The organism is Tepidanaerobacter acetatoxydans Re1, assembly GCF_000328765.2.
In the GTDB taxonomy this organism is placed as follows: domain Bacteria; phylum Bacillota; class Thermosediminibacteria; order Thermosediminibacterales; family Tepidanaerobacteraceae; genus Tepidanaerobacter; species Tepidanaerobacter acetatoxydans.
This window is the reverse complement of sequence record NC_019954.2, coordinates 1,173,433-1,198,462: the sequence shown is the minus strand read 5'-3', so window position 1 is coordinate 1,198,462 and position 25,030 is coordinate 1,173,433. Positions and strand designations below refer to the sequence as shown.

The following is a 25,030-nucleotide window of genomic DNA, read 5'->3' as shown; positions in this document are numbered from 1 at the left end:
AATACCTCCCAAACTTTAAAAATACTCTCTTAATATCCTCTTTACTCTTTCTAGAAGTCCATAAGCCGTTCTTTCTTTCGTAGTTGAACTTAAATCAAAAGCCCTATGCTTTATAAGATAGTTCAGTAAACCCAAAGCTATTGTAAAAGTCTGATCTCTGTCATAGGAATCAGTGGTCCCTAACCTAACAGGTAAATTCAGCAATTGTTGAGACATTTCCATAGCCCCTTGTATATGTACTAAGCCTCCTCCTGTAAAAACAATGCCGGCAGGCAGTATAGCTTTAAGATCAAAGTCTTTTATGCTTCTGGTAATATAAGATAGAATTTCTTGGACACGCGGTTCCACAACTGCAGTTAAATCTTTCTGTGAAATTTTTCTTGAAAAAGAATCTCCTAAACTCTGGATTTCTATATCAGGCTTGTCAGATGCCATATGCGGCAATGCACACGCATATTTACGCTTGATTTCTTCAGCATAAGAATATGGTAATCGTAATCCAATAGCTATATCATTTGTAATAAGATCCCCACCTATAGGAATCATGTCATAACCAGTTATACATCCCTCTTGAAAAACAGCAATTTCTGTGGTACCCGCACCTACATCTACTAGCACTACCCCCATATCCATTTCGTCTTCCGTAAGCAGCATTTCGGCTGCCGCTAAAGGTCTTAGAATCATAGATTCCACAGATAAGCCAGCCCTTTGCACACATCTGACAATGTTTTGTACTGCTGTCAAAAGACCTAAAACGATGCATGCGGAAACCTCCAGCCTTGTTCCCGCCATACCAACCGGATCCTTTATACCATCACATCCGTCTACGATAAACTCTCGTGGTATTACATCTATAATTTCTCTGTCATAGGGTATAGCCATTATTTTTGCAGCTTGAATCACTCTTTCTACATCTTGAGGTGTTATTTCACTTTCATTTCTGGGAATAGCAACAACCCCTCGATTTGTCAAGAGCGAAATATTACCTCCTGATAGTCCTACAGCTACATGGCTTATTTTTGTATTTGACATTTGTTCTGCAATATTAACGGCCTTTAATATACTTTGAACCACTAAATCAATATTAATTACTACACCTTTTTTGATTCCTAAAGCTTCAGAAATACCATATCCTAAAATATCTATATCGCCTGAGCGAGTTATTTCTCCTACCATGCAGCATGTCTTAGAAGTTCCAAGGTCTAAACTAGCTATAATGTTGCCTTTTCCCAACTTTACACCTCCCCTTCCCTCTCGGGCAGGTTGCTTTAATTATTAAAAGTTCTATATGCAAACCAAATTTTCCTTTTTATTTTTAATTATTTTTAGAAAATAATCTTTTAATTATGCTGCGGCGTATAATCGCAAGATTTTGGAATATCCTTACACCAAAAGCAAAAATCGCAGCAAGATACAACTGTATCCCCAGTCGGTCTCCAAAATAAGCTAAAAATCCTGCCATAAGAGTGTTGATAAAAAAACCCGATACAAATATACTAGTGTCAAAATTATCTTCCTCCATCGCCTTTATACCGCCAAGGACCGAATCTAAAGCAGCTAGGATTGAAATCGAAACATAAGGTGCATATATAACAGGTACCGAAATAGGCAATTTAAAACCAACCAGTAAACCCAAGGCAAAACCTATAAACGGATATATCATCATGTTTACATTTCACCTGCCTTAACAGGTTCGAAATATTTAAACTGAATCGGCCCGGTATAAGCCGGCATGTCAATTTTATCCTGCTTTTTTATATTTATTTGTATCCCAAAAACCTGTAGCGATTCGATAACTCCCCCTCGCATTTTAAGGGAAGTTTCTAGTATATCAGGATCACCTATAGCTTGAATAATAAAAGGTGGTGCAAGTTTTACTGAATTAATAATAATAGTGGGCCCTACACATCTTATCTCACTATTGGCTATAATACGTTGCCCGTTTACCGAAATCGCCTCTGCACCTGCAGCAAACAACTCATTAATTACTTTTAAAAGGTCCTCATCATGAATCAAAAACAAGTTTGGGTCTTCACCGGGCTGTCGTGGCAAATTACTATCATCGAGAGTAATAATTACGCCTTGCCCAGTTCCTGCCGTTAGTCCTGCTAACATTCGAACTTTTTCCAATTCCTTTTTCATAGTTTCAGTCAAGCTGCTTGTTTTAGAGGCTGCATTTTCGTACTCAGCAAGTCTATTTCTAAGTTCTAATAACTCCTTTTTATACATATCTCGTTCCTCTGTAACGGTTTTTAGTTGTGTAGACAGCTCTTGAGCTCTTTGAAGGGAAATTGCAGTACCACCGCTTATTTGAACACTTCTAAATTGAGCTACAAGCAACATACCTAATATAAAGCAGACGACAGATATAGCAAAATGTGCTTTAGTAGTATCTTTCATAATTTATTCCTTCTCCTCCTCGGGTTCTATATGAAAGGGTTTAAAAATTGGTGTATTATGACTTATGTCTAACAAACCTGTTCCCATACCCTTTTTTCTTACATCTTGCAGCAAGGTCTGTAGAATTGTTATTTTTTTATCATTAAATTCACCTAAAAAAACTTGGTATCCATCCAAAGTATATAAATAAAAGTTTGCATTGTGATTGTCATCAACCACAATATTGATTTCTGAGAGTTCTTGTAATATTGGTTTTAACGATTCAATCAGACTAAGCAGTACTTTAAAATGAGCTGTATTTTCTTCTAACAACGGTTTTTCTGCAACTTTTGCCTTAACTACTTTAAGGCCAGTCACTATTGGTACTGAATAATTTTCAAGCTTTGATGCCAGTTTGACAATGAAGCCGTTAGAATCTATTAATACAAAACCATCCAAGTAATTTAAAGCAGCCGAAATCTCTCTTTCTTTTATTTCAAGAATAAGAGTATGCGGAAGCTCATACTTTACAATAACATCCTCAATAGGCATCGTTTCTTGTATGGCTTCTTTTACCTGCCTGGGTTTAACGGTTAATAAATTTACACCCATATAATAATTGATTGACTTTAATATTTCCTTGGTAGATATATTGTTGTTACCTTTCACTTTAATATCTTCAATGGCAAAAAGAGAGCTGGATGCTATTAGTATCAATGTTATTATACATAAAAAACTAATCGGTAACAATAGTCTTTTATAGTTGATTTTCCTTTTTATTCTATTATGATGAATATTATATCTGGTTTGATTTCGTTCGTACATAACGACCACTTGTCCTTTTTTTCAATAGAAAATAATATTTACCGCAAATAAAAAAGACTGTTTTTGCAGTAAATTATATCACATTATGAATATTTATGCTTTATTTAGTCTTTTTTGACAATTTTAGCACCTAGAGCCGCTAAATTGTCTTCTATGTTTTCATATCCTCGTTCTATATGGCATACACCTTCCACATATGTTTCTCCTTCTGCAGCTAAAGCAGCTATTATAAGTGCTGCACCTGCACGAAGATCTTTTGCTTCCACCATGGCACCGGTAAGTTTGTCAACCCCTTTGATTATTGCAGTGTTACCGTTTATGGAGATATTTGCTCCCATTCTTCTGAGCTCCTGTGCATGTTTAAATCTATTTTCAAAAACAGTTTCCACAAGAATCGATGTGCCTTCTACTGTTGACAAAAGAGCCATCATCGGTGCTTGCATATCTGTGGGAAAACCCGGATACGGCAATGTTCTCAAGCTGTCTAGCGAATTTAATGGCTTATTTACATATAACTCAATTACACCATTGCTGCAATTTATCATACAGCCCATTTCTCTCAATTTAGCCAAAATAGGTTCCACGTGTTCGGCAATAACATTTGTGAGCCAGATATGGCCATTCGTGATGGCCGCTGCTACAAGATATGTTCCGGCAGCAATTCTATCGGGAATTATTGTGTAATCCTCTACCTGCTGCAAATCGTCGATTTTACATCCTTCTATTTTTATAGTATCGGTACCTGCACCTTTTATGTTTGCTCCCATTCGGTTTAAAAAATTTTGTAAATCTACGATTTCCGGTTCTTTTGCCACATTTCTTATTATAGTAGTTCCTTGTGCAAGTACTCCTGCCAACATTATATTCTCCGTAGCCCCCACACTTGGAAAATCAAGGTGAATATCCGCACCCCTTAGCTTATCGGTTTTTGCATAAATAAAGCCATGACCTTCACCAAATTCCACACCCATCTGAGCAAGACCTTTTAGATGCAAGTCAATTGGCCTAGGTCCTATTTCGCATCCGCCGGGGTATGAAACCTTAGCCTTACCAAATCTCCCCAGCAAGGCACCCATAAGAACTATAGATGAACGCATTTCTCTCATTAGGTGTTCGGGAACATCAGAACAGTTAACATTTCCAGAATCAACTACCATTAGATTATTATCTCTAATTATATCAGCACCAAGATATGACAAAATTTCAGTCATTACCGCAATATCTTTAATTTTTGGCACATCTCTAATTGTATTTTTTCGTCCATTTAATATGCTTGCGGCTAATATTGGGAGACTGGAGTTTTTTGAACCTTGAACCCTTATTTTCCCATAAAGAGTTTCTCCGCCCTTTATAATATACATCCCGCTTAATTCACCTCCCGAAATTCACCAATTACCTCCTTCGGGCAAGCTTCTAACTTATCTGCAATATTATAGGCAATCTTATTTATATCTCCCGCCCCTATAGTTAAAATATAATCTCCCGGCATAGCTCTATCAAGTATATAGTCCGCAATATCTTCTTTATTCTCTATAAATACAACATTTTTCTCATTTCTTTTCAACGAATTGATTATAAGTGCAGAAGATACCCCTTTTATCGGCTGTTCACCGGCACTATAAATGCTGGTAATTATTACCTCATCTGCATCTATAAATGCAGCTCCAAATTCTTCTGCCAACAATTGAGTTCTGGTATACCTATGAGGTTGGAAAATTGCATAGATTTTTTTAGGATTACAGTTTCTAGCAGCTCTCAGCGTAGCTTTTATTTCTGTGGGATGATGTGCATAATCATCGATAACTTTTATCCCTCTGATATCACTGATGATTTGAAACCTTCGCTGTACCCCTCGAAATGTTTTTATTGCTTCAATCATACCTTCCATATCAATACCTATGCGATTTCCTACGGCTATAGCAGTGGTTGCATTAAGTATATTATGAAGGCCGGGTACATGTAGTTCGACTTTGCCCAATAATTTTTCTCTAAAACATACGTCAAAATGTGTTATTAATCCATTCATTTTAACATTTTTCGCCATAAAATCCGACGGATAATTAATTCCAACGGTATAATACTCTTTATTGGTTTCTTTTACCAATTCCTGAACGTGCTTATTATCATTACCAAAAATAATAAATCCGTCTTTGTTCACATTATCTATAAATTTTTTAAATGCTTTCTTCATCGAATTCATATTTTTGTAATAATCCATATGATCGTTTTCTATATTTGTAATAACTGCTATATGTGGATGTAGTTTCATGAAAGAGCCATCACTTTCATCAGCTTCAGCTACCAAATACTCTCCTTTTCCCAAAGTGGCATTTCCACCTATATCATTCAATTCTCCGCCTATTATGACAGTAGGATCGAATCCATTTTTTTCCATTATTAATGAAATCATCGAAGTAGTTGTTGTTTTCCCATGAGCTCCGGTTATGGCAATTCCTTTTTTAGGAGTCATCAATAAGCTCAGCATATCGGCTCGATGTATTACGGGAATATTGGATTCAATAGCTCTTATATATTCCGGATTTGCCTTTGGTATGGCAGATGATACAACTACTATATCAGCTCCTTCAACATTTGAGGCGTTATGACCAATAAAGACCCGGGCGCCGGCATCTCTAAGTCGAATTAAGGCTTCTGATACTTTTAAATCGGAACCTGAAACGGTATATCCCATATTCATCAAAATTTTTGCTATACCACTCATGCCTGTGCCGCCAATTCCGATAAAATGAATTCGATTACTATTTCCTGTCAAATCATTCGCTCCTTCCATGAGACCAAACAATTATTATATATAATATATTATGCAAAAAAAATTAAGGTGTTACTATCATAGCACTTGTACAAATTTATATTAACATACTGTATAACTTAAGTAAATATTTCACTTACTTTACCAATTTCACTATCTCGGCTAAAATCTTTTCAAGTGCATCCTCTCTTGCTAAGTTCTTGCTAGCTGCCGCCATCTGATGTAAACGTTTTTGGTCAAAAATAATATTACTAATTGTGTCAAGAAGCTTTTCCCCTGAAAGACTTGCTTCAGAAATAACTATAGCAGCACCGTTTTCCTCCATAAACTTAGCGTTGAAATCCTGGTGACGGTTAGCTGCTGTAGGAAGTGGGATTAAAATTGCCGGTTTGCCACATGCATTCAATTCTGATATGCTAAGCGCTCCTGCTCTTGAAATAACTAAATCAGCAACAGCATAAGCGTCTTGCATCTCATGAATATATGGCCTTATAATAATGTGCCCTAACTTACTTAAATCTATCCCTTTATTTGCTAACAAGTCTATTGTCTTTTCATAATGATTTATTCCTGTGATATGTATCAGTTGAAATCGTTTTGTATCTTTAATTTCGTTAATAATATAAAGAATAGCATCATTTAAGCGCGCGGCTCCCTGACTGCCTCCAAAACAGAGTACTGTAGGAATATTTAATAGTAATCCAAACTTTTTTAAAGCTTGGGAGCGTATACTTTTAGTAATTTCGTTTCGTACTGGATTTCCTGTTAGCACTGTCTTATTTTTGGGAAAATACTTCAGCGAATCCGGAAAACTGATAAAAACTTTCTCAACAAACTTAGATAAAATTCTATTTGTTATACCCGGTGTAACATTTTGTTCGTGAATAGCGGTATGAACTCCCATAAGTGAGGCAAAAAACACTACGGGACCAGCTACATATCCTCCTGTCCCAATAACTATATCCGGTTTTTCTTTCTTTATTATGTTAACTGAATCTATAGCGCTAAGTGCCAGTTCCTTAACGGATATAATTGTATCAAAAGATAGTTTTCTTTGAAAGCCTTTTACTCTTATGGTTTTTAAGGAAAATCCGGCTTTTTTAACCAATTCCTTTTCAAGACCTTTGTTTGTTCCAATAAAAAGAATATCAGAATCCGGAAATTCCTGTTTCAACCCTGTTGCAATAGCTATGGCAGGGTAAATATGCCCGCCTGTACCACCACCTGCCAAGATAATTTTCTTATTTTTTTTGGGGGGCATTTCACTTAACCTCCGTATATTTGGAAATATTTAATAAAATACCTACCTGGGACATAGTAATAGTCAGTGAAGAACCGCCATAACTTATAAAGGGTAGAGGCATTCCTGTTACAGGCACCGAAGCTGTTACAACGGCTACATTTATTAAAAACTGCAGTGTTATAAGTGTAGTTATGCCTGTTGCCACCAATTTTCCGAACATATCCGGGGCTGACATAGCTATTCTGTAACCCCTCCAAATGAAAAACATGAACAACAATATTACAAAGGCTGCTCCTAAAAAGCCTAATTCTTCACCTATAACCGAAAATATAAAATCTGTTTGTGGCTCCGGAAGATAAAAAAATTTTTGTCTGCTTCTGCCAAGACCTACCCCAATTAAGCCTCCTGAACCCAGTGCATATAAGGACTGTATGATATGATATCCTCCATCGCTGGGATTCTTCCATGGATCTAAAAATGAAAGAAGCCTTCTGAGTCTGTAAGGTTTCTTAACGATTAGCACTAGTGCCAAAGCGGAACCTACAATCCCCAAACTTGCCATGTGTATAATTCTAGCCCCTGCGACAAACAGTATTACAAGTGTCGTCATCCCTATAAGCACTGCCGCACTTAGATGAGGTTCCTTAAGAATTAAACCACATACACATCCCATTACTATTAGAAATGGGAGAATACCTATAAAAAAAGATTTAATTTTATCTCCTTTCCTTTCCAGGCCACAAGAAAGATATATAATCATGCCCAGTTTTGCAATTTCCGAGGGCTGCAACGTTAAATTTCCTACGCCAATCCAGCGCCGTGCATCATTAACTATTTTGCCAATTCCAGGAATGAGAACTAAGATTAATAATAAAATCATAACAAAAACAATTGGTTTTTCATACTGCTTTATCTTCCAATAATCATAATTCATAAAAAAAACCATTGCAATAAATCCTAAAACAGACCAGATGAGTTGACGCTTTAAAAAATAGAAACTATCATTAAAATAATAATACGCCCTTACACTGCTGGAACTAAAGACCATTATCATTCCAAAACACGTTAAGGCTAAAACTGCAAAAAGGATAGCAAAATCAGGCGGCTTTCGGGACATACGCATCGCTCCTTCACCTCTTTAAAGAATGCACTGTTTCTTTAAAAATCCGTCCCCTTTCTTCAAAGCTTTCAAACATATCCCAACTAGCGCAAGCTGGTGATAAAAGCACTACATCACCTGCTGCAGCTGCATTATAAGCAGATTTTACAGCATCTTGCAATGAGTTAGCTTTTTCAATGTCAAAAAAACCATGTTTTATAGCAGTATCTTCTATAATAGAAGCCGTATCACCTATTAAGATTAGTTTTTTAACTTTTCCTTTAAACGTTTTTATAAAATCACTATAATCACTCTTCTTGTCATATCCGCCGGCTATGAGCACAATAGGTTCTTCCAACGCCTCAATAGCCTTTTGAGCGGCATCGGGATTTGTAGCTTTAGAATCATTAATAAACTTTATACCATCAATATTTGCCACAAATTCTAAGCGATGCTCCACGCCGCGGAAATCCTTCATCGTCTCTGCCATATTATTTAAATTAATCCTTGTTATCCAAGCAACACAAGCAGCTGCCAAAGCATTTTCTAGGTTATGGCTACCTTTTATACCCAATTCCTCGGCTTTAAGTACCGGGTATATCTTACCATTATCTCTTATTACTATTACGCCATTTTTTACGTACGCACCTCGTTCGAGCTCTTCCTTCCGGCTAAAAAATAAAACTTTCGGTTTAGCCTTTTTTGCAAAGGTTCTTACAATAGGATCATCATAATTTAATACGGTATAATCCCCTTCTATTTGATTCTCAAGTATTCTTGCTTTTGCCTCTATGTATTTTTCAAAGGTTTTATGTCGATTTAAATGATCTTTGGTGATATTTAATATTACGCTTATCTTAGGTCTGAAATGCATAATATTTTCTAATTGAAAGCTGCTAACCTCTACCACTAAATAATCTTTGTCTTCAGCTTTCTCCACTTCTCTTATCAGCGGTATTCCGATATTACCAGCTAAAATAATGTTCTTCTCGCCATTTTTCAGTATCTCACCAATTAATGTTGTCGTTGTCGTTTTACCATTTGTTCCAGTAACGGCAATTATTGGTGCTTTGGCAAACCAGTAACCCAGCTCTAATTCGCTGATAATTGGGATATTGCGTTTCTTCGCTTCTTTTAAGATTTCTAAATCGTCTGGGACTCCCGGACTTAACACAATAAGATCGCATTGGTTCAAAAGTGTCAACGGATGACCGCCAAACACGAGATGAACACCTATAGATTCTAAGAAACTCATATCTTTAAATTCTTTCCTGGGCTTTATATCACTAGCAGTTACTGTTGTTCCAAGATTTGCAAGTTCCATCGCCGCAGCAATTCCGCTTCGTGCCAGCCCTAATATCAGCACATTTTTTCCCTTAAGTTCCACAAAGTATTTCCCCTTTCTTCTTAAAGTATTGTATGATACAAAACAACTCATAATTACCCCTTATATATCATAAAAGCTATGATTCCCATAATTAAGGTAATTAGCCAGAAAGTATGAACCACTTTGCGCTCACTCCATCCACATAACTCGAAATGGTGGTGGATGGGACTCATCTTGAATATCCTCTTTCCGGTTATTTTGAAAAAAACAACCTGCAAAATAACTGACAGGGTTTCAATTACAAATATTATGCCAAAAACAGCAAGATAAAAATGGCTGCGAGATAAGACAGCAATTGATGCTATGGCACCACCCAGACCAAGTGAGCCGGTATCTCCCATAAACACCTTAGCCGGATAATGATTAAATAACAAAAATCCAAGGCAAGCACCGGTTATGGCTGCACTGAATATAGCTAAGTCTGGATAATCATTTATAATCAAAAAAACTGTATAAAAAAAACTTACAATAGCAACTATACCCGAAACCAGTCCATCTAAACCATCTGTTAGATTTACACTATTTACTGTACCTATAATAACAAAGATTATAGTTATTGGAATATAAAATAAACCAAGATTAATCATCTTCGGATAAAAAGGCAGTAAAATTTCTGTAGGTCTGCTATAATTAATAAACACGTATAATACCAGCACAATAGAAAATATTAGCTGAAATAAAAGTTTTTGATTTGCTCTAAGCCCCAAAGACCTTTTTTTGGTTATTTTTATAAAATCATCGGCAAAACCAATAAGACCAAATCCTATCATTGAAATAATCGCCACAAATGTATCAAATGAAAAACCGGTAAAGAGCAGTGTTGTCAATGCAATAGCCGGAATAAAAATAATACCTCCCATAGTTGGTGTTCCCATTTTCTTTAAATGGCGTTGAGGACCATCATCTCTAACTGTTTGTCCAAATTTAAGTTTCTCCAATATAGGGATTAATAATAATCCTAAAGCTGCTGTCATAGCATAAGAAACTATAACTGTATAAAACTCAATGTGCAATTCATGACCCCCTGACCAATGTCTGCGTAATTTGTTCCATTTTCATACCTCTAGATGCTTTTATTAAAATTATATCACAATCTTCGACAAGTTTTTTTATTTCTCCGACTGCCTCTTTAACTGTTAAAAAGGTATGAATATATCGGCTGTCCAAGTGACCTTGCAGAGCTCCCTTCTTAAAACTTTGAGCGTAATTTCCTACAGCAATAAATATATCTGCCCTTTCAGCCGCATACTTACCGATTTCAAAATGGGCTTTTTCAGATAAATCCCCTAGTTCCAGCATATCTCCTAATATTACAGCTCGTTTCTTGCCATAGCTGTATTGCTGTAAAAAATCAAGAGCTGATTTCATAGAGTCTGGGTTAGCATTATATGCATCATCAATAATGTCAGCTCCAAAATAGGATTTTTTAAACTGAAGTCTCATTTCAGGTAATTTTAAATTTAAAAACCCCTGCTGTATTTCCTCTTTTGTAAGGCCCATTTCAAAGCCAACGGCTATAGCGGCTAAGGCATTATTAACATTGTGAATTCCAGGTAATAAAGCCTTAAATGTCATTTCGCCATAGCAGCCATATATATCAAACTCTAATTCATTTGTGCTGTTAGATTTTATATTCCTTGCTTTTATATCTCCACGCTCTTGTCCAAAAAATACCGTTTTAGGGACAATGGTTTTTCGTGCATCCCATAATTCCTGACAATCACCGTTTAAAACAGCTAAATCATTCTCCCCTAAAGGTTCAAGGATTTCCATCTTAGCCCGAGCTATATTTTGTTTGCTTCCAAGTTTTTCTATATGTGCAATGCCTATATTCGTAATAACGGCAATCTTGGGTCTTACCACACTTGCCATACGGCTTATCTCTCCAAGAGCACTCATCCCTAATTCTACTACTCCAACCTGATAACCTTCCTCCAGCCTAAAAATAGTCAGTGGCAGACCTATTTCGTTATTAAGATTTCCCGAAGTCTTTAAAACTTTAAACCTCATATTTAATATTTCGGCAGTCATCTCTTTAGTAGTAGTTTTGCCTACACTACCCGTAATCGCAACAAAAGGAATATCGAAGAGCCTTCGATAATATGCCGAAAGACTCAATAAAGCTGACTGTGGATTATCTACGAAAATAATATTTTTAATTGGTAAATTATCGACTTTACTCCTTTTATTTTTATCGCAAAGAATAGCAGCTGCACCTTTTTCAAAGGCTCGCTCTATAAAATCGTGACCGTCAAAATTAGGGCCAGTCAAAGGAACAAATAATTCTCCCTTATTGATTGTTCTAGAGTCAGTAGAAACCCCCGTTATTTGTATGTTGAATTGATTACCCAAATACTCCCCGCTAGTATATTTAATAACTTCTTTAATAGTTAGCGCCTTCATTTAAATGACCCCTTGCTTAAACACTCTTTTGCGACCTCTCTATCATCAAAATGGATAATCTTATCATTAAATATTTGATAAGTTTCATGTCCCTTGCCGGCTATCAAAACAGCATCACCCTTTTTAGCTATGGAAATGGCTTTCTTTATAGCCTCCGCACGTTCAGTAATTTTTTCATAATTATCTCCGATGATTCCGCTTTCTATTTGCTCAATTATAGCTTCGGGCTTTTCACTCCTAGGGTTGTCCGAAGTTATAATTGTATAATCTGAAAGCTCTGAGGATATTTTACCCATAATAGGCCTTTTACCCTTATCTCTGTCGCCTCCGCAGCCAAAAACAGTAATTATTTTCCCAGTGCAAAATTCTCTAATTGTTAATAAAACATTTTTCAAGCCATCAGGTTTATGTGCGTAGTCTACTATTACAATAATTCCTTGATTGTTTTCAACAAGTTCAAACCTGCCGGGAACTCCCTTTGCTTTTTTGAGAGTATTGATTAAGTCATCTATCGGAAAACCTAAAGCCACTCCTGCAGTTATAGCTGCCAAGGAGTTATAGACACTAAATAATCCCGGGGTAGAATAGAACACAGGATAAATTTTGTTTCTGAAAACCAAATCATATGAAACTCCATTAGCTGTCATCCGAATATTTTCAGCCCTTAAATCAGCTTTTTTATCCAGACCATAGGTGTATCTGGGGATATTAATAATGCTTAACAATCTTTTACCGCTCTCGTCATCAATATTTATCACAGCTTGCTTTGATTGACTAAAGAGTTTTTTCTTTGAATTAAAATAATCTTCAAAGGTCTTATGAAAATCCAAATGGTCTTGGGTCAAATTAGTAAAAACTCCCACATCGAATTTTATTCCTTCCACTCGCTGCAGTTTTAAGGAATGTGAGGATACTTCCATTGCCAAATATTCAATGTTTTCTTCTACCATTTTGGAAAAAAGTTGGTTTAATTCTAAGGATTCGGGAGTAGTATGCGATGTTGGTAACTTTCGATTATTTAACACATTCCCGATTGTTCCGATTATGCCTGTACAAATACCGATATCTTTTAACATCTCGCTAATTAAATATGTTACAGTAGTCTTACCGCTGGTACCTGTAACACCAATTAACTTCAATTTATCAGCAGGATATCCATAAAACCATGCAGAGCTTAAAGCTAGAGCCTTTCGACTGTCTTTAACTCTTATATACAGTTTTCCTCCCAGATCTAAGGCTTTTTCTCCAATTACAACACCGGCGCCACGCTCAAGAGCTTCAGGAATAAAATCATGTCCGTCATAATTAAAGCCTGGAATAGCTACAAAAATTGCTCCATTTTTTATTCTTTTTGAGTTATAGTCAATAGACTCAATCGGCACATCAGTATAACCTTTTACTGATAGTATGTCCGGAATAATCTGTATTAGTTCTTGTGCATTCACTGGTAATCCCTCTTTTTTACTAATTTAATCATTACATATAAATCTACATATTAGGTGTCTGAGAAAATTCAACTTTTACCGTAGTTCCAAGACTGACTCCTACTCCTGGCAGAGGGTTTTGCTTAACGGCATAACCGCTTCCTGCTATCTCAATATTTAAGCCAATAGCGTTAATTATATCGGTTGCCTCTTTAACAGTTCTGCCTTTTAAATCAGGTATTGTCACTGGGTCCTTATTTGTACGTGAATCAGACACTTTTAGTATTACTGTGGAATCCTTTTTAACTTCGACACCCGGCAATGGTGCTTGTTCTGTCACTACATAGCCTTCTCCTTCAACTCGAGATGACAGGCCCTTTTGAATTAATATCTTCTTAGCATCTTCTATAAAAAGGTTGCGTAAATCAGGCACCTTAACACTGTCGCTATCTTCAGCCTGAGGAATTTCAGGTTTTATACCTAAATAATTCAATGAGTCTGCCATTACTTTCTGGAAAACAGGACCTGCGATAGTTCCGCCATAAATCACGTCACCTGAGGGTTCATCAATAATAACTAATATAGCCAATTTAGGATCATCACAAGGTGCAAATCCCTCATAAGACACCACATATTTTCCGGGAGAATATTTTTCTGCAGTACCGGTCTTACCTCCCACTCTATATCCTTCTATTTTACCTTTTCCACCGGTACCATTAGTAACAACACTTTCTAGAATCGTCTTCATTTCTTGTGCAGTATCGTAAGATATAACTTGACGCAAAGGCTCGAAGGAAAACTCTTGTATAATTTTTCCATCTTTATCCGTAACTGCTTTAGCTACATGCGGCTGCACCATTTTACCATCATTAGCTATAGTTGCAAGAGCCGAAATAAGCTGAATAGGTGTCACTGAAATTCCTTGTCCGAAGGAAATAGTAGCCAGCTCCACAGGACCGACTTTTGATGGATCAATAAGGCCAAGCGCCTCTCCCGGTAAATCTATTCCAGTGGCTTCACCAAAGCCAAAACCTTTTATGTATTTCATAAACCGGTCTTTGCCGAGTTTCATCGCCACATCAACAAAACCGGGATTACATGAATTTTCAACTATTTGAATAAAGGTTTGACTTCCATGACCCCCATGATACCAGCACCCTATTCTTACACCGGAAACCATGACATATCCAGGATCGTAAAACTTATCTTCAGGACGAACTACTCCTTCCTCCAAAGCAGCTGAAGCAGTAACGATTTTAAAAGTTGACCCCGGTTCATAAGCATCGGATATGGCTGCATTTCGCCATAGTTGCTGTGAAAATTCACTATATATATTAGGGTCATAATCCGGTTTATTGGACATTGCTAGTATTTCACCGTTTTTAGGATCCATTACAATAATTGTGCCTCTTTTAGCTTTATGTTCTGCTAAAGCTTTTTCCAATTCTCGTTCTGCAATATGTTGAATGATTTTATCTATTGTTAGAACCAAATTCAATCCGTCTTCCGGCGGTACGTACTTATCCACACCAAATGGAAGTTTTCTGCTCAAGGCATCTTTTTCTGATACAATCCTGCCGGGATTGCCTTTAAGGTATTTATCATAAATCAATTCTACTCCATCAAGGCCTTGACTGTCTATGCCCGTAAAGCCTAAAACATGAGAGCAGAGATTTCTTTCAGGATAAAATCTTTTATTTTCCTTGGTAAAATATATCCCTTTTAAATTCAGGTTCCTTATTGCTTCTGATTCTTCATCAGTTATTTTGCGTTTTATGTATATAGCACCTTTTTTTTCGGTTTTGGCTTCATTTAAAGTCTTTTCCAGCTCTTCCTGATCCATATCCAGAGCATCAGATAACAATGCTGCCGTTTTTTCTATATCTTCAATATCCGGAGGACTTGCTACAACAGTATCAACTGTAGCACTGATGGCAAGAGGATTGTTGTTTCTATCACATATGTCGCCCCTTTTAGGCTCAATAGGTACATCACTTGTCCATTGACCTAATGCTCGGTTTTTCAATTCTTCGCCCCGGACAAATTGTATCCAGAAAACACGTCCTAGTAAAGCAAAACTAAGAACTAATGAAAATAAAAGGAGTACAACCAATCTCCTTTTAATGACAATTTGAGGAACAGCCATTTTCTATTCACCTACACAATTACTCTACATTTAAGTATATTATTTGTTGGCTTTCAGGCTCTTTCATGTTTAATTTACTTCTTGCAATATCTTCAATTCTTGCAACCGATTTCAAATTAGCTATTTCAACTTTTAAGTGCTCATTTTGTAATTCTACTTCCTTAATCTCCGACTGCAATTTGTCAATTCGATATTGGCTTTCAGTAATTATAGCGAATCTGTATAATGGCAAAAAAGCCAAAAGAGCAACGCATAAGAGCCTGATTATATACTTTGCTTTATAGCTTGAGCTGGATTTTCTTTCCTGTTGTCTTGTATTTTGACGATTTACTTCATGTTGATTTTGGTAAAAATTTCTTCTTTGTAGATCTCTTTCAGCTACTACCACTTTATTCACCCTTTCCTGATTTTAGAACAGGAAGCTTTTGAGCCACTCTAAGTTTAGCACTGCGGGCTCGCGGATTTGACTCAATCTCTTCTTGTGATGGGTATATTGGTTTTGATGTCAATACTTTAAGGACCTTTGTGTGATTGCATGTACAGATTAAGGCTTCTTTAGGGCAGATACAGGCCGTGGCCAATAATTTAAAAGCATTTTTAACTATTCGATCTTCTAACGAATGAAAAGTTATAACACAAATCCTGCCGCCAGGCTTTAAAAGTTCCACTGCATCCTTTATGCTTGAATCTAAAATTTCAAGTTCTTCATTGACATAAATACGAAGTGCTTGAAATGTCTTGCGAGCCGGGTGTCCACCTTTTCGCCTAGCCCTAGCCGGTATGGCATTTTTAATAATTTCAACTAATTCACCCGTAGTAGTTATCTCTTTTCGGCTGCGTGCTTCACATATAAAATCAGCTATACGTCCGGCCCAAGATTCCTCTCCATATTCACTAATTATCTGTTTTAACTCATCTCTGGACATCTTATTGACAACATCTTTAGCACTTAAAGTTTTTCGCTGATCCATCCTCATATCCAATGGAGCATCTTTGTTATACGAAAAGCCCCTTGAGCCTTCATCAAATTGATATGAAGATACTCCAAGGTCAAATAGTATTCCGTCTATTTCGCTTAACTTATTTTCTTTGATTATTTTTTTTAAATTATAAAAATTGTCATGTATAAGGCGTATATCGTAGGAAAACTTAGAAAAATTTTCCTTTGCTGTTGAAATTGCTACTTCGTCCTGATCTATGCCAATAAAGGTTCCTTCATACTCAGCCTTTTTTAGAAGCTCACGAAAATGTCCTCCTCCTCCCAGTGTAGCATCAACATACACACCACCAGGCTTAGGGTCTAACATTTCTATAGTCTTATGTAAAAGTATTGGTACATGATGATATTCCATGCGCGTTGCATCTCCTATATACCTAAATCCAATTTTTCAGCAATATCTTCATAAGATAGGGCAGCTTTTGCATTATAAGATTCCCACTGTTCCTGACTCCATATTTCAACGCGGTTTGACACGCCTAATACAACCACGTCTTTATCGATATGGGCATGTTCCCTAAGTTGCACAGGAATTAAAATCCTGCCCTGCTTATCCATTTCAGCTTCTACAGCGCCTGCGAAAAAAAACCTTATAAAAGCTCTAGCATCTTTTTGGGTAAACGGAAGGGCTTTTAGCTTCTGTTCCAGCACTATCCACTCACTATTAGGATAAACAAATAAGCATGAATCTAAACCCTTGGTCAAAACAAAGCTTTGCCCAAGCATTTCACGGAACTTGGACGGAATTATTAATCTACCCTTTTGATCTAAAGAATGCTGAAACTGACCCATGAACATGGTTTTCACTCCACTTTGTCATCTTTCATGCCACTTCTCTCCACTTTAACCCACTTAAACTATTCTATGAATGTTAAAGAATTCCTTCTTTTGATAACAAAATAACAAAAAAATATACCACCTTTTTTACACCATAAAAAGCGAGCACATCATAATTACTCAAAAATAGTTTGATGTGCTCGCTTTTTGTTGTATCAAAACCGTAATCTTATATTACATTTTGTAGAATAGCAGCCAAAATAAAACCTGTTTCCTTTATTAGCTTATTTGGGCATTACTATAGAAACTGCATGTTTGGAAAGATCAAAGAAACTATTTAGACGCTTTGTAACATCTTCTAAGGTAATATCTCGTAATACGTTCATATAGTCAAAAACATTGATGTTTTTATGATGGTAAGATACAAATGCAGCAGCAATAAATTCCAATGAATTGAAATTCTGGATAAATTCTCCTATACATTTCTTTTTTACCCTTTCAAAATCCTTAAAGTCAATACCGGTTTTTATACTGTGAGAAATGCTTTTAATAAGCACTTTATGAAGTTTATCGGGATCCCTGGTTTCACCGCCTATGGTACAAAAACCATAATCTTTTTGCCCTTCATAATTGAAACTAAACCTATTATCAATCAGACCTTCTTCATACAATTTTTCATAAAACTCGGAACTTCGACCTAAAATAATTTCTAACAGGATTTCTGTAGTTATTTCTTTCTTTAAAAGTGGTAAGCCATCATATCCTACATCAACATCTTTAAACCCCATTAAAAATAAAGGTTCTGTTACATCTAGGCAGACTGTATGAGCGGATTTATGAACAGTAGCAGGTTCTTCCGGATAGATCCTTTTTATGTCGCCTTGCGGATATAAAGCTTTTGTGTTTTCATCTTTTTCTACTAATTCAAAAACCATTTCTGGTTCTATACAGCCAATAACAAATAAAACCATATTACTCGGATGATAAAACGTATTGTAACATTTATAAAGGGTATCCACATCTATTTTTTGTATGGAATCTACTGTTCCTCCGATATCTATTCTAACAGGGTGGTTATGATATAGACATTTTAAAAGATTCAACAAAACCTGCCATTCAGGTTCATCTTCGTACATGCGAAGTTCTTGAGCTATAATTCCCTTTTCTTTTTCTACGCTAGCTTCAGTAAAATATGGCGTTCCCACAAATTCCAATAGAAGTTTCAGATTTTCCTCAAAATATGATGTTGCGGAAAAAAGATATGTCGTATTAGTATAATTCGTAAAGGCATTTGATGATGCTCCCAACTCAGAAAACTTATCAAAAACATTTCCATATTCCATTTCAAACATCTTATGCTCCAAGAAATGGGCTATACCTTCCGGAACTTTTAGATGTTCACCGGTGCCAGGTACTATAAATTCACTGTCTATAGACCCATAACGAGTTGAATACATGGCAAATATTTTATTATAATCTTTTTTTGGCATAACATATACCTTAAGGCCGTTTTTTAGGCGTTTTGAAAAAAGGCTTTCTCCTAAATATGTATCCATTATTTACCACCTTTCGCTTACTTTTTATTCAAAAAAAATACAGTATCTAAACTTATTTTTTGTGCCACATTTATTACATCCTCTTTAGTTACCTTATGTAATTTTTCAATAATCTCTTCCGTAGTTTCTTGTAATCCATTTATGATACCGTCTAAATATAGACTTATAATCATAGATGGGTTATCTGCGGCTTCCTTGAAAGAGTTTGTAAGGCTCTTTATTGTGCTGTCAAACTCGTAATCAGAGATTTTGCCCTTGCATATATCATCTAACTGCTGGTTTATTATATCTAATACCCTGTCTTTGTTGTTAAATTCTATTCCAGAACTTATCAGCATTAAGCCTTTGTTTTTTTCGAGTCTTGAAAATGCATAGTATGCAAGACTTTCTTTTTCTCTTACATTTTGGAAAAGCTTTGAGTGGGTTCCTCCGCCGAGAATTCCATTGTATACCATTAGAGCATAATAATCTTTCTCACCATACCTGGTATTAGTCCTAAACCCCATAGCCAGTTTACCTTGATTAACATCTTGCTTTTCTTCAATATATTTGGGTTCTGCTATGGTTTTAGGAGTAAACTTTGTTTCAACTTGTTTGACTTCTTTTCTTTCAAATGAAAATGTATCTTCAATTATCTGTTCAATTTCTTGCTCATTTACATCTCCTAATACCAACAAGTCTATAGGACAATGAGAAATGCACTCTCTGTAATAGTCATATAAATTCCTATTATCGATAAAATTCAAATCTTCCACATTGCCATACCTGTAAATACTAAAAGCTTCATCTTTACACATTTCTTGAAAACATCTTTCAATTACATAATTAAACTTATCATTGTATAATGACTCTATATTTCTTTTTAACACATCTTTCTCTTGTGCTACATAATCTTTCTTAAAACCATCTTCTTCAATCACCGGATTTAGTATCATATCTCTAAAAGCTGCCAAGCCCCTGCTTAGTATATCTTTCTCATCCGCATATTTGGCATTTATCGCTTCCATAAAAAATTGTAAAATCTGAGTTTCACCACGTTTGAGTATATCCCCACCCATATTAGTACCATACAAATTTTCAAGAAATAAATTTAAGCTTCTTGAAGTAGGAAAATTTTTATTACCCCTTTTTAGTACAAATGGCAGGAGCGCAGTTTTTGTAGCAGTTTCTCTTGCCAACTCTTGATGGATGAATAAACAAAACGTAGTTGTTTTAAACTTTGAAGTAGAATGGATATATATATTCATACCATTCTTTAAAGTTTTTTGTCTAAAAGTATTTTTCACTGCACCGACCTCCTTAATTTTATCTGGCATAAATTATCTTCTCCCTTTTCTACAAAATTCCTGCTTTTATTTTATATTGTCCCATATTATGGTAAGTATACAGAAAATTGAATTTCTATATTAAAAATAAAAAAGGGTTTGAAATAAAAAGTTAATTATAGTATAATAGGTGCATCGGGGCGTAGCGCAGTTTGGTAGCGCGTTCGGTTCGGGTCCGAAAGGCCGTGGGTTCAAATCCCGCCGCCCCGACCATTTGTTTATAAGCATAATAATAATGTAACTAAATCAAAACCGCTTCGCACTAGAATACAAAAAGTGGTTTTTTGCTTTTTAATATGACCAAATTGTAAAGGGCTCAAACAAATATTCGATTTAAGCAAAAAAATAAACCGCAATTTGCGGTAGGAATAAAATTTTTTTAAGTTTCACTCTTAATCAACTTTAATTGATATTCAAGAATTAGTTTATCAAGTTTCGAGCTGAGAAAATATACTTTCTTGTTGATTAAGCTTTTTTCAGCCTCCAAGGCTGAATACAATTCCCCTTTGGCTTCATCTATCTCCTGTGCCAATCTCACCATCTACACTACCCCTTTGCTGCCTATATATAGCAAATTTTATCATAGCATTTTCATAAATTCAACTACAATTTTATCATAAATATAGTATTTTCTGTAAAAATGTTGAGTTATCTAGCTATTATTACTTATTCTTGTCAATTTCAGCAAATTATTACCTTAAAATGGAACATAGATAAATTTTATAAATTTGCAAAATTGCATTTTTTTGACAAGGCTGTATGTAATTTTTATTAATTAACCAAATTTAAGTATATTGCATATTCAATCCGCTTCTTTTGTAATTCGCAAGTAATTTTATAAGGTTTTTTCATATCGCCGTTTATTATAAAATTATTGGCATTGCATCCGCCACTGCAAAAATACCTTGCCCAGCATGTAGTACATTTTGGCTTAGAGAATACGTTAGTATCCTTCATTTCAGCGATTATATTTTCATCAAGCTCTTCTTCAAATACATTGCCCATTATAAATTTCTCCTGCCCTATAAACTGATGGCATGGGTATATGTCCCCAGAAGGAGTTATCGCCAAGTAATCACGACCTGCTCCACATGCCCAAAGTCTCTTATATATACATGGACCATCATATATATCCACATTGAAATGATAAAATTTAAAGGGATTTTTAACCGATTCTTTCCTCTTTAGATACTCATTGGCAATTTTTTCATACTGCTTAAAAAGAATTTCTAAATAATCTTGTTCTAACAGATAATCACCATCTTTTCCAACAACCGGTTCAATAGATATCTCATTAAAACCTAAATCAGCCATATGAAAGACATCTTGAGCAAAATTCAGATTATATTTTGTAAAAGTGCCCCGCACATAATACTCTTTTTTATCCCTCTTTCTCAATTCAACTATTTTTTTGATGTTCGAAACAATTTCATCATAAGTTCCGCTGCCATCGGCTCTTACACGGATGAAATCATTAACTTCCTTCCTGCCGTCAAGACTCAAGACGATGTTATCCATATGCTCGTGAAGATACTGCATAACTTCGTCATTGAGTAAAAGGGCATTTGTTGTGATTGTAAAGTGAAATTTCTTATGGCATAACTTTTCTATGGACTTAGCATATGAAATAACCTCTTTTATAGTATTCATAGCCATGAGTGGTTCTCCACCAAAAAAATCTATTTCTAAGTTTTTCATATCACCAGACTTTTCCACCAGGAAATCTACTGCCTTTTTCCCAACCTCAATACTCATCAATTCTCGTTTCCCATGGTAATCACCTTTTGAGGCAAAGCAATATTTACACCGTAAATTGCAGTCATGGGCAACGTTAAGGCAGAGAGCTTTAACATAGTGTCTTGTATCCAATCTATTCAGAATCGGATCAAGATTTATTTCGGTAAATAGGTATCCATCTTTCTTTAATGTTTCTATTTCTTCTAGGGCTTCTTTTATATTCTGCTTAGGATATTTCATTTCAAGTTCATTTAAAGCACTTTCAGTTATCAAAGAACATTCAGTGTAATAATCCAGAATATCATAAGCTAAATCATCAAGCTGTAAAACCGAACCACTATTTACATCGAGCACCAGATTCTTATCAAATACCTTGAACTTATGGATTTGAGCTGTCAAATATATCCTCTCCCATTGTTGCAATAATAGCTGTTTTTATTTTGAACCGTTCTCATTTTATCATAAATGCTGCTCTTGATAAAGATAAGTTCTTAAAAATATGCAAAAAGAAACCATTGTAAGTAGGTCATTTCTTACTAATTAAATCACCTTTTTAAAACTTTCTAATGCCATAAAAAACATAAATATGGTAATATAGTAAGAGAAATTTTATTTGGAGGTGTGTTTTTTGATTAAATGGAAAGAAGAATATAAGATAGGTGTTGAACAAATCGATAAACAGCATCAAAAATTATTTGAGATAGCCAATGAGGCTTATGAGCTTTTAAAAAATGACTTTTGCTATGATAAGTTCGATAGAATCATAGAGATTTTAACACAGCTTAGAGATTATGCAATATACCATTTCAAGTCAGAAGAAGAATACATGCTCAGTATAAATTATAAGGGCTATCCAGCACAAAAAGAAGCTCATGATAGCTTTGTTGACAAGCTTAACGCCGTAAAGCTCGATACAATAGACGAGAATCAGAATCAATACATACTTGAATTGTTGGATTTTATCATCAATTGGATAAGTAACCATATCCTAGGCAGTGATAAACTTATAGTTTCTCAAAAGTAAACAAAAAGGAGAAGATGATGCGACTGATAAGCTTAAATATGCCCCGCATTAAGCTTTGCCGTTTTAGGTTAATCTCCTTTTGGAAAAGCTTATGAATGCCGATATCCGATTTGGTTGATGCTTTAAGCTATGATGATATAGGTATTATGGTGAATTATATTATGAGTGAGTTAAAGGCCGAGGGCAAAAGCTTTATTTTATTCCTATGGCGGCTCTGAAAGCTTGGATAAAAACTTTACTTTATGATCACTGTCAAATTAATACATTTGACTTATAAGCAACAAACCCCAAGGCAGCATAATGCCTTGGGGTTTTAAAACTTAAATGAGTAAGTCTATAAGCCGAGTTCTGTTTTAGATAGTCATCTATCTAGGATGCCAGTTGCCTGACACCTCTAGCGACCATACCCGAGAGCACAGCGGGCCGCCGTTTAAGCTCTCCTATTTGGTCTTGCTCCAAGTGGGGTTTACAGAGCCGAGAAGTCACCATCTCGCTGGTGAGCTCTTACCTCACCTTTCCACCCTTACTTGGCAATCTGCCTTACAGCAAGAACGGTTAAAACCGTTACCAAAAATGCCAAGCGGTATATTTCTGTTGCACTGTCCTTGAGGTCACCCTCACTGGGCGTTACCCAGCACCTTGCCCTATGGAGCTCGGACTTTCCTCGAGCAGTAATGCCCGCGACCATCTGACTTACTCATCATTTATCATTTTATAAGGGGATTATAATTATAGCACAAGAATCATTATTGTCAAGTTTTATGAATTCCCATTTTTTAGATATCTAATTCTTCTTCATCAAGGGCTTCATCAATCCCACGGTTTGCTAATTCATCAGCTCTTTTATTGTTTTCCCGCCTTACATGCCTAACCGTATAACTTTTAAATTCTTCCAGCAGCTTACAGATTTCTTTATAGAGAGGTTTAAGACCTTCATTTTTTACTTGATATTCTTTATTAATTTGTTTTACCATAAGCTCGCTGTCAGAAATAACTTCAATTTCGTCAAAATCCATTTCTAAAGCTTCCTTTAAAGCTGTTATCATCGCGGTATATTCTGCAATATTATTGGTAGTTTCACCTATATACTCACTGATTTCTTTAATAACATTGTGATCTTCATCCAGCAAAAGGACTCCGATTCCTGCATTCCCGGGATTACCACGGGAAGCGCCATCTGTATAAGCTATAACTTTACTCATAAGGCCTCCTATTTCAGCTTATTATAATAGTATTCTTCCGCAATTCTCGCAATAAACCAAACCTACACACTGTTTAACTTCTAGGGCTATCATTACAGATATTTCAGTCATGCATCCGCTGCATTTTCTATCAGCTGAGACCATTGCAACAGGGTTATGTTTAACTTCCTTGATTCTGTTGTATTTGCTTAAAATTTCCGTAGAAATGCCGGCCTCCAACTGCTGTTTTTGTTTAAGTATCATATCTAGCTCTTTTTTTATTCTATCAATTTCCTGACAAGTTTTCAATCGTTTTTCATTGTATTCTTTTTTCTTTTTTGTAATTATCTCTTTGTCTTGTATAAGGTTTGTTTCCAAGTCGTCGAGTTCTTCCATCATTTCAAATGCTTTTTCTTCATAATCTTTTACTTTAAGTCTCGCAATTTCCTGTTTATCTCTAAGGATTTTAAGCTCTTTTATTGTTGTTACTTCGCCACCGTAAATTCTTTCTTCAAACTGTTTTATCATATTGCAATATTCATCTGTTTTCTGTTCAATTCGTTTTAGCTCTTTTTTTAAAAAGTTAACACGTTCCTTTTTATTTTTAAATTCCGTATCCAAATTATTTATAGTTTTTTTTAACTCAGACAAGTTTTTTAAAACAGGGTGACTTTTTATAGTTTTTTCAAGCATCTTGCATTGACCTTCTACTTCTTGAAGTTTATAAAGATTGTTTAACTCTTCCTTTATCATTGCC

At 35.6% G+C, this 25,030-nt stretch carries 23 protein-coding genes, 1 tRNA gene and 1 other RNA gene; 2 read left to right on the top strand and 23 right to left on the bottom strand.

Features of this window, described 5'->3' with window-relative positions; all coding sequences use genetic code 11:
* Positions 1 to 15: 15 nt before the first annotated feature.
* From ftsA to yfmF, 18 genes are all read right to left on the bottom strand, one after another.
* Positions 16 to 1,233: a cell division protein FtsA gene (gene ftsA, locus TEPIRE1_RS05690; RefSeq protein ID WP_013778215.1), complete on the bottom strand. Its 1,218-nt coding sequence runs from the start codon at positions 1,231 to 1,233 to the stop codon at positions 16 to 18.
* Positions 1,234 to 1,315: 82 nt separating this feature from the next.
* The gene (locus tag TEPIRE1_RS05685; RefSeq protein ID WP_041591528.1) at positions 1,316 to 1,663 is read right to left on the bottom strand and encodes a small basic family protein; all 348 of its coding nucleotides are present in this window, start codon (positions 1,661 to 1,663) and stop codon (positions 1,316 to 1,318) included.
* A 5-nt stretch (positions 1,664 to 1,668) separates the two neighbouring features.
* A complete protein-coding gene (locus tag TEPIRE1_RS05680; RefSeq protein ID WP_013778213.1) occupies positions 1,669 to 2,400 on the bottom strand; it encodes a DUF881 domain-containing protein in 732 nt (243 codons plus the stop codon).
* Positions 2,401 to 2,403: 3 nt separating this feature from the next.
* Positions 2,404 to 3,204: a cell division protein FtsQ/DivIB gene (locus TEPIRE1_RS05675; protein ID WP_013778212.1), complete on the bottom strand. Its 801-nt coding sequence runs from the start codon at positions 3,202 to 3,204 to the stop codon at positions 2,404 to 2,406.
* A 104-nt stretch (positions 3,205 to 3,308) separates the two neighbouring features.
* Positions 3,309 to 4,565 carry a UDP-N-acetylglucosamine 1-carboxyvinyltransferase gene (murA, locus tag TEPIRE1_RS05670; RefSeq protein ID WP_013778211.1) on the bottom strand — a complete coding sequence of 419 codons (1,257 nt, stop codon included), beginning with the start codon at positions 4,563 to 4,565 and terminating at the stop codon, positions 3,309 to 3,311.
* 5 nt (positions 4,566 to 4,570) lie between these two features.
* Positions 4,571 to 5,977: a UDP-N-acetylmuramate--L-alanine ligase gene (gene murC, locus TEPIRE1_RS05665; protein WP_013778210.1), complete on the bottom strand. Its 1,407-nt coding sequence runs from the start codon at positions 5,975 to 5,977 to the stop codon at positions 4,571 to 4,573.
* A 133-nt stretch (positions 5,978 to 6,110) separates the two neighbouring features.
* A complete protein-coding gene (gene murG / locus TEPIRE1_RS05660; protein WP_013778209.1) occupies positions 6,111 to 7,235 on the bottom strand; it encodes an undecaprenyldiphospho-muramoylpentapeptide beta-N-acetylglucosaminyltransferase in 1,125 nt (374 codons plus the stop codon).
* 1 nt (position 7,236) lies between these two features.
* Positions 7,237 to 8,340 carry a stage V sporulation protein E gene (gene spoVE, locus TEPIRE1_RS05655; protein ID WP_023211472.1) on the bottom strand — a complete coding sequence of 368 codons (1,104 nt, stop codon included), beginning with the start codon at positions 8,338 to 8,340 and terminating at the stop codon, positions 7,237 to 7,239.
* A gap of 7 nt (positions 8,341 to 8,347) precedes the next feature.
* The gene (gene murD / locus TEPIRE1_RS05650; protein ID WP_041591527.1) at positions 8,348 to 9,703 is read right to left on the bottom strand and encodes a UDP-N-acetylmuramoyl-L-alanine--D-glutamate ligase; all 1,356 of its coding nucleotides are present in this window, start codon (positions 9,701 to 9,703) and stop codon (positions 8,348 to 8,350) included.
* A gap of 53 nt (positions 9,704 to 9,756) precedes the next feature.
* Positions 9,757 to 10,677 (bottom strand): phospho-N-acetylmuramoyl-pentapeptide-transferase, encoded by a 921-nt coding sequence (mraY, locus tag TEPIRE1_RS05645; RefSeq protein ID WP_048894732.1) that lies wholly within the window; start codon positions 10,675 to 10,677, stop codon positions 9,757 to 9,759.
* A gap of 40 nt (positions 10,678 to 10,717) precedes the next feature.
* A complete protein-coding gene (locus tag TEPIRE1_RS05640) occupies positions 10,718 to 12,106 on the bottom strand; it encodes a UDP-N-acetylmuramoyl-tripeptide--D-alanyl-D-alanine ligase (RefSeq protein WP_013778205.1) in 1,389 nt (462 codons plus the stop codon).
* On the bottom strand, positions 12,103 to 13,551 hold the full coding sequence (locus tag TEPIRE1_RS05635; protein ID WP_013778204.1) for a UDP-N-acetylmuramoyl-L-alanyl-D-glutamate--2,6-diaminopimelate ligase: 1,449 nt from the start codon (positions 13,549 to 13,551) through the stop codon (positions 12,103 to 12,105). The genes TEPIRE1_RS05640 and TEPIRE1_RS05635 overlap by 4 nt, the downstream gene beginning before the upstream one ends.
* 43 nt (positions 13,552 to 13,594) lie before the next feature.
* Positions 13,595 to 15,676 (bottom strand): stage V sporulation protein D, encoded by a 2,082-nt coding sequence (locus tag TEPIRE1_RS05630; protein ID WP_013778203.1) that lies wholly within the window; start codon positions 15,674 to 15,676, stop codon positions 13,595 to 13,597.
* Between the two features lie 19 nt (positions 15,677 to 15,695).
* Complete coding sequence (gene ftsL, locus TEPIRE1_RS05625) at positions 15,696 to 16,064, bottom strand: cell division protein FtsL (protein ID WP_013778202.1); 369 nt, start codon at positions 16,062 to 16,064, stop codon at positions 15,696 to 15,698.
* Between the two features lies 1 nt (position 16,065).
* Positions 16,066 to 17,028, bottom strand: a complete 963-nt coding sequence (rsmH, locus tag TEPIRE1_RS05620; RefSeq protein ID WP_013778201.1) for a 16S rRNA (cytosine(1402)-N(4))-methyltransferase RsmH — start codon at positions 17,026 to 17,028, stop codon at positions 16,066 to 16,068.
* Positions 17,029 to 17,042: 14 nt separating this feature from the next.
* The gene (gene mraZ / locus TEPIRE1_RS05615) at positions 17,043 to 17,471 is read right to left on the bottom strand and encodes a division/cell wall cluster transcriptional repressor MraZ (protein WP_013778200.1); all 429 of its coding nucleotides are present in this window, start codon (positions 17,469 to 17,471) and stop codon (positions 17,043 to 17,045) included.
* Positions 17,472 to 17,734: 263 nt separating this feature from the next.
* Positions 17,735 to 19,006, bottom strand: a complete 1,272-nt coding sequence (yfmH, locus tag TEPIRE1_RS05610) for an EF-P 5-aminopentanol modification-associated protein YfmH (protein WP_013778199.1) — start codon at positions 19,004 to 19,006, stop codon at positions 17,735 to 17,737.
* A gap of 17 nt (positions 19,007 to 19,023) precedes the next feature.
* A complete protein-coding gene (gene yfmF, locus TEPIRE1_RS05605; protein WP_144312794.1) occupies positions 19,024 to 20,292 on the bottom strand; it encodes an EF-P 5-aminopentanol modification-associated protein YfmF in 1,269 nt (422 codons plus the stop codon).
* Positions 20,293 to 20,467: 175 nt separating this feature from the next.
* On the opposite strand from yfmF, the gene TEPIRE1_RS05600 reads away from it, so the two are divergent.
* Positions 20,468 to 20,544 (top strand) — tRNA-Pro (locus tag TEPIRE1_RS05600).
* 166 nt (positions 20,545 to 20,710) lie between these two features.
* Here the strand turns inward: TEPIRE1_RS05600 and TEPIRE1_RS13450 are convergent.
* Positions 20,711 to 20,872 (bottom strand): aspartyl-phosphate phosphatase Spo0E family protein, encoded by a 162-nt coding sequence (locus TEPIRE1_RS13450; RefSeq protein WP_013778197.1) that lies wholly within the window; start codon positions 20,870 to 20,872, stop codon positions 20,711 to 20,713.
* 230 nt (positions 20,873 to 21,102) lie between these two features.
* Positions 21,103 to 22,467, bottom strand: coding sequence for a thioether cross-link-forming SCIFF peptide maturase (gene scfB / locus TEPIRE1_RS05595; RefSeq protein WP_013778196.1), 1,365 nt, complete (start codon positions 22,465 to 22,467; stop codon positions 21,103 to 21,105).
* Between the two features lie 229 nt (positions 22,468 to 22,696).
* On the opposite strand from scfB, the gene TEPIRE1_RS05590 reads away from it, so the two are divergent.
* Positions 22,697 to 23,092, top strand: a complete 396-nt coding sequence (locus TEPIRE1_RS05590) for a bacteriohemerythrin (RefSeq protein ID WP_013778195.1) — start codon at positions 22,697 to 22,699, stop codon at positions 23,090 to 23,092.
* A 321-nt stretch (positions 23,093 to 23,413) separates the two neighbouring features.
* Here the strand turns inward: TEPIRE1_RS05590 and rnpB are convergent.
* From rnpB to TEPIRE1_RS05580, 3 genes are all read right to left on the bottom strand, one after another.
* Positions 23,414 to 23,792, bottom strand: an RNA gene (gene rnpB, locus TEPIRE1_RS13275) — RNase P RNA component class A.
* 76 nt (positions 23,793 to 23,868) lie between these two features.
* The gene (locus TEPIRE1_RS05585) at positions 23,869 to 24,294 is read right to left on the bottom strand and encodes a ribonuclease HI family protein (RefSeq protein WP_013778194.1); all 426 of its coding nucleotides are present in this window, start codon (positions 24,292 to 24,294) and stop codon (positions 23,869 to 23,871) included.
* Between the two features lie 21 nt (positions 24,295 to 24,315).
* Entirely contained in the window at positions 24,316 to 25,026 is a 711-nt protein-coding gene (locus TEPIRE1_RS05580) for a zinc ribbon domain-containing protein (protein WP_013778193.1), read from the bottom strand.
* Positions 25,027 to 25,030 lie beyond the last annotated feature (4 nt).